Source organism: Acinetobacter sp. UBA3025 (genome assembly GCF_002367915.1).
Classification (GTDB): Bacteria; Pseudomonadota; Gammaproteobacteria; order Pseudomonadales; family Moraxellaceae; genus Acinetobacter.
In genome coordinates this window covers 1-5033 of sequence record NZ_DFDO01000265.1, presented here as the reverse complement: position 1 = coordinate 5033, position 5033 = coordinate 1, and the positions used below count along the sequence as shown (strand labels likewise).

Here is a 5033-nt window from a genome sequence, read left to right as displayed (position 1 = left end):
AGTCGGTGCACATATTCTTTCAGGTGCTGTGCTTGAACCACGTGCCATGAACGAACTGTTCCCGAACTGGAAAGAAGAAGGTGCGCCTTTAAATGTTCCTGTGACAGAAGATAAAACTTTCTTCCTTCTTTCAGATGAAAAATCACAAGAAGCCCCACACTGGATGGTACCGAAAACCATGCACAATGATGGCAACTATGTCATCTCTCTGGGCAACGTGGTGCGCTGGTTAGGCCAGAAAGCTGAAGAGCTGGAAGTATCGATCTTCCCGGGCTTTGCTGCTTCTGAAATTCTGTATCATGAAGATGGTACGGTGAAAGGTATCCAAACCGGTGACATGGGTATTGGTAAAGATGGCGAACCGACGCATAACTTTGCGCCGGGTTATGAGCTGCATGCCAAATACACCATCTTTGCTGAAGGCTGCCGCGGTCATTTAGGTAAACGCCTGATCCAAAAATTCAATCTGGATAAAGATGCTGATCCGCAGCACTACGGGATCGGGATTAAAGAACTCTGGGAAATCGATCCAGCGAAACACAAACCAGGTCTGGTAATGCACGGTGCCGGCTGGCCTTTATCTGAAACCGGTTCGTCAGGTGGCTGGTGGTTATACCATGCTGAAAACAACCAGGTGACTCTGGGCATGATCGTGGATCTGTCTTATGAAAATCCACACATGTATCCATTCATGGAAATGCAGCGCTGGAAAACCCATCCTCTGATTAAACAGTATCTGGAAGGCGGTAAGCGTATTTCTTATGGTGCGCGTGCCGTAACCAAAGGTGGCTTTAACTCTCTGCCGAAATTTACCTTCCCGGGTGGCTCACTCATTGGTGATGACGCAGGCTTCCTGAACTTTGCCAAGATCAAAGGCTCACATACTGCCATGAAATCTGGCATGCTTTGCGGGGAAGCTGTCTTTGAAGCGATTGCTGCCGGTGTAGAAAAAGGCGGTGATCTGGCGATTGCCCGTGTGACTGAAGGCGAAGACTTCTTTGTTAAAGAACTGACTACTTATACAGACAAGTTCAACAACAGCTGGTTAAAAGAAGAGCTGTACAGCGCGCGTAACTTTGGCCCGGCAATGCACAAGTTTGGTCAATGGATGGGTGGTGCATTCAACTTCATCGACCAGAACGTGTTTAAAGTACCATTTACCCTGCATGACCTGATGCCAGACTTTAAAACTCTGAAAACAGTTGATGCAGTGAACTTCAAGCCGAACTATCCAAAACCGGATGGCAAGCTAACCTTTGACCGTCTGTCTTCTGTGTTTGTATCGAACACGGTACATGAAGAAAACCAGCCAGCGCATTTAAAACTGACCGATGCTTCGATTCCGGTAGATGTCAACTTGCCGAAATGGGATGAGCCTGCTCAGCGTTACTGCCCGGCAGGTGTGTATGAAATCATGGAAAATGATGACGGTTCGAAACGCTTCCAGATCAACGCAGCGAACTGTGTACACTGCAAGACCTGTGACATCAAAGATCCATCTCAGAATATCACCTGGGTAACACCGGAAGGTGGCGGTGGTCCGAATTACCCGAATATGTAGGGTAATTTGTGTGAGTAAGAAATCTTTTTCTTGTTCATATACCCAATTTTGAAGCAGTTATAACTAACACTTCACTTTAATTTTTTAGGTAATCCCAGTTCCCTAGGGAGCTGGGATTAAAAATAATCAAGAATAAAAAAATAAAAACAGATTCAGGTCTTTTTCGCTGACTTGCTGCTTAGACCAGCTTATTGATTGTGAAATATTGTGTCCCAGTAAAAAACCAAGACCTTATCTAGTCATTTTTATTTATAAACATTACCTTTAATTAAAATTAATTGCCTGAATATAAAAACACTTTAGTCGTATTCCTCTTTGGTTACCCCTATTCAAAATGCTATTGTACAAAAAGTTTCCAATTTCCCATTTTCTAATCACGATCTAGTTTCATGACTTATAAATTGAATGCCCGACATCTGGTGCTAGACCTGCTCTATGCCTCACATAATTCTACTGTTAGCATCAAACAGATGTTGTGTGCAGCAGATTTATTAGGAATCTCTGATAACAGCTTGCGGGTTGCGGTCGCACGCCTCAATCAGGATCAGATCATTCAGTCAGTAGAACGCGGCATTTATCAGTTAATTGAAAAAAAATTTGATACTTCTTTTATCAGCCTGAACAAACATCCTAATATGCAGACTGCTACGGCTTGGGATGGCAAATACATTCTGGTTTATACCGGTGCGTTGGGACGAGTAGATCGTACGGCCTTATCTAAACGGGAAAAAGCCCTGCGTTATTATGGATTTCAGGAACTGGAACAGAATGTGTTTATCCGCCCGGATAATTTACAACTCAGTTTGAACGAGCTTAAATCAGCAGCCGTCAAGTTTGGTCTGGATCAAGGCGCACGATTTTTTCAGGTCAGCGAGATCGATCAGCACACCCATGTATCAGCACTTTGGGATATTCATGGCCTGCATCAAACTTATTTGAATATCAGCCAGGAAATTGAACAATGGTTTGAAAACCATCAACAGTTATCCTTGGCTGAATCAGCTAAAACCGCCTTTTATCTGGCGAAATCTGCTGTATTTAGTCTGCGTGCAGATCCGCTATTGCCTGAAGAATGGCTAGATGCTCCAGCCCGACAAAAGTTTGAACTGGCTGTACGGCGTATGGAGGAACAAGGCCAGCAGTTATGGCAGCAATATTTTCAACAACAAGGTGTATAATTTATTTCCCACATACTCACAAAAATAAATTGACTGTAATATTTTAATTCAAATATAGTGATAAGAAATACAAGAATTAGATCAAGGCAGAATAATGAACAGTAAAGTGAGTGTCACAGAGCTATTTAGCCGTGAAGAAATTAGAGAGCTGACTACCCCATCCGATTTACAGGGTGCTTTGGCAGTGAGCTCAACTTGGGCTGTGATTGTTTTGACCTTTGGCACAGTCGCTTATAGCTGGGAATATTTACCAGTCTGGGGGAAAATATTGATATGTGCCTTGGCATTAGCCATTCTGGCAGGTCGTCAGCTGGCTATGGCCATTTTAATGCACGATGCCTCACACCACAGTCTGTTTAAAACCAAGTGGCTAAACACACACTTCACTGACTGGTTGTGCGCCCGTCCGATCTGGAATGAGGTCGGTAAATATCGTCCTTATCATTTGAAACATCATGCCCGCACCTCTCAACCTGATGATCCAGATTTAGGTTTGGTGAAAAACTTTCCAATTACTAAACAATCATTATTTAGAAAATTCTTTAGAGATTTAAATGGTCAATCCGGCCTAAAATTTCTGGCTGGCCGAGTCTTGATGGATTTAGAAATTCTGGAATGGAGTGTTTCCAATGATCCGAAACCAATTCCTCGTGGTAATCGCAGTAACTTGGAACTGGCAAAGAATCTGTTAAAAAATAGCTCGGGCATGCTGATTTCCAATGCTGCCCTCTTTTCTGCACTTTGGGCCAGCGGTCATCCGAAACTTTATTTATTATGGCCGTTAGCTTATATCACCCCTTTCCCACTGTTTATCCGTATCCGGGCAATGGCTGAGCATGCCGGTCTGGAAACCAGCCATTCTGCACTGACTAATACCCGTACCACCCGTGCAGGTTGGCTAGCGCGGGCTTTCGTTGCACCGATTCATGTGAATTATCATATTGAACATCATTTAATGGCCTCTGTTCCACATCAAAATCTGCCCAAAATGCATCAGATGTTGCGAGAGCGCGATTACGTGAAAGCGCCACCGAGTTATAAAGATGTAATTGTTTCATTATTAAAAGGCTAAAATAAAAGATCGAAGTTTAAAAATACATTAAGTGTGATGGCAAAATTTCTCATACTTAATGTTGATGGCTTTCCTTATGCTCATGATGCTCATGTAAATGGGCTGATTGCCGATGCTGTTCTGGGGGACAATCTTCTGCTTCAATTTGTAATGTCATCTCGGTAATGTGATGTTCATGGTGCAACATCTCAAACGCCTCCTGATGCAACTTTTTATAGTCAACGTCTGGCGCAACCAGATGCACGGTCAGCATGACTTTCTTGGAAGTAATCGCCCAGACTTTTAGCTGATGAATATCTTCAACACCGTCTAGCGCCAGTAGGTCATGGCGCAGTTTTTCAATATCGATTTCATCGGGAACCCCTTCCAGCAGAATATTGATGCTCTGTTTCAACAAAATCCATGTCCGTGGAATGACCCAGAATCCGATCATGACCGCAATCACGGTGTCGATCCACATCCAACCGCTGAAATAGATGATGATTGCGCCAATAATGACACCCACCGAACCTAGTGCATCACTCAGTACTTCCAGATAAGCTCCTTTAATATTCAAGCTTTCCTGACTGCTAGAAACCAGAATTTTCATGGAGATCAGGTTAATGACCAGTCCAAGTATGGCGACAATCAACATGCCCAGACTTTCAATTTCAGGGGGATGGCTCAGGCGCTGATAAGCTTCGAACAAGATATACATTGCCACCAGAAATAGCATAATCGCATTAAACAAAGCCGCCAGAATTTCAAAACGCTGGTAGCCAAAGGTACGTTTATCATCTGCGGGTTTTTGTCCGATCTTAATCGCAGCCAGTGCAATCGCCAATGCAGCGGCATCGGTAAACATATGCGCTGCATCAGAAAGCAAGGCAAGACTCTGAGTCATAAAACCGGCAATAACTTCTACAATTAAAAAGGCTGTCGTCAGAGCTAAGGCGATGGACAGTTTTTTAGCATTCTTCGCACTAACTTCTACATGACTATGATCATGATGATGTGATCCACCCACCGTATACTCCTTTTCATTTGAATCTGATTCTAAGTTTTAGCTACTTCTTATTACCTATACTTTCTATACTACGCCTGCGCTGCTGATATTTAAGCAATTTTTTGTATAACGTGTCTCCCTTTTAAAATGTCCATGTCTATTCATTAAGCAAACTTAGTACTTAAATTATTAAATTTACCTCTCTACCGGACATAGAATCAGAACTCAGAATGAGTC

4 protein-coding genes are annotated in these 5033 nt (G+C 43.1%); 3 read left to right on the top strand and 1 reads right to left on the bottom strand.

All coding sequences use genetic code 11. The features are described from left to right. The 3 genes from B4J23_RS11155 to B4J23_RS11145 all read left to right on the top strand — a co-directional run. Positions 1–1561 (top strand): electron transfer flavoprotein-ubiquinone oxidoreductase (locus B4J23_RS11155; protein ID WP_291360643.1); only part of this gene is annotated, 1561 nt, incomplete at its 5' end. A 389-nt stretch (positions 1562–1950) separates the two neighbouring features. Next, the gene (locus B4J23_RS11150) at positions 1951–2739 is read left to right on the top strand and encodes a PaaX family transcriptional regulator C-terminal domain-containing protein (RefSeq protein ID WP_125279313.1); all 789 of its coding nucleotides are present in this window, start codon (positions 1951–1953) and stop codon (positions 2737–2739) included. 94 nt (positions 2740–2833) lie between these two features. Next, positions 2834–3811: a fatty acid desaturase family protein gene (locus tag B4J23_RS11145; RefSeq protein WP_125279314.1), complete on the top strand. Its 978-nt coding sequence runs from the start codon at positions 2834–2836 to the stop codon at positions 3809–3811. A gap of 55 nt (positions 3812–3866) precedes the next feature. On the opposite strand, the gene B4J23_RS11140 is transcribed toward B4J23_RS11145, so the two are convergent. After that, a complete protein-coding gene (locus B4J23_RS11140; RefSeq protein ID WP_125279315.1) occupies positions 3867–4817 on the bottom strand; it encodes a cation diffusion facilitator family transporter in 951 nt (316 codons plus the stop codon). Positions 4818–5033 lie beyond the last annotated feature (216 nt).

Coding starts and splice junctions, on each gene's coding strand:
- B4J23_RS11145 (WP_125279314.1), top strand. CDS start 2,834: ATGAACAGTAAAGTGAGTGTCACAGAGCTATTTAGCCGTGAAGAAATT.
- B4J23_RS11150 (WP_125279313.1), top strand. CDS start 1,951: ATGACTTATAAATTGAATGCCCGACATCTGGTGCTAGACCTGCTCTAT.